Consider the following 842-nt stretch of genomic DNA (forward strand, 5'->3'; position numbering starts at 1 on the left):
CGCGGCGAGGCGGCGGTGCTCGAGGGCGGCGCCCCCCGCCTCAGCCTCACCCTCCCCGCCCTCCCCGAGTGGCGCCTGGAGGACGGCAAGGCCAGCCTGCGTGCCCTCGCCGAAGCCAGCGGGGGCCGCCTGCTGGAAAGCCTGGACGAGCTGCGCTCCCTGCCCCAGCGCAAGGGCCTCGAGCTGCGCTGGCTGCTGGTGGGGCTGGCGCTGGGGCTGTTCGTGCTGGAGCGATACCTCGAGTGGCGGCGGGTCGTACGCCGATAGCTCATAGCTCATAGCCGATAGCCGATAGCTAAACGCCAAACGCAAGACGCAAGACGCAAAACGCAAAACGTGAGATGCCTTGGCCCTTGGCCCTCGGCCCTCGACCTCGAGCGCCACGCGCCCTCATTTCTCCTCTCACCTCCCGCTGAAGTTCGCGTGCCTTTGCCTTGCTATCCTGGAACGGATGCGCTGGAAAAGCTTGTTGTTGCTCGCGCTGCTCCCGGCCTGTAGCTGGGGGGAGCGGATTCCGTCTGAGGTGAAGCTCAGCTATTCGGGAAGTGGGCAGTTCTGGCTGGGGGTGCCGCACAACGCGGCGTGGGAGCTCACGCCTGCGGAGCCCTCGAGCTGGCTCGAGCTCACCCCCCGCAAGGGGCTGGGGCCGGCGCAGATCCAGGCCCGCACCCGGGGGGACCGGCTGCCGGAGGCCGCCCTCCTGGAGACCGCCTACCGGCTCAGCGGCGACGTCGAGGCCACGCTGCGCTTCCGGCAGCCGCAGGTGCGCCTGACGGGGAGGGTGGTCTCGGCGGCGGCCCTCGCCCGCCCCGGCAAGCTGCCCGCTGCGGGGTTGCGCCCCC

Annotated in this window: 2 pseudogenes; both read left to right on the plus strand. The window is 71.0% G+C overall.

Going from position 1 to position 842, the window contains the following annotated elements:
- A pseudogene (locus MEICH_RS24500) lies at window positions 1-267 on the plus strand (VWA domain-containing protein); the annotation flags it as partial.
- Window positions 268-451: 184 nt separating this feature from the next.
- Window positions 452-842 (plus strand): annotated as a pseudogene (locus tag MEICH_RS29315) (S8 family serine peptidase); the annotation flags it as partial.

Origin of the sequence: Calidithermus chliarophilus DSM 9957, from assembly GCF_000430045.1 — a bacterium.
In the GTDB taxonomy this organism is placed as follows: Bacteria; Deinococcota; Deinococci; order Deinococcales; family Thermaceae; genus Calidithermus; species Calidithermus chliarophilus.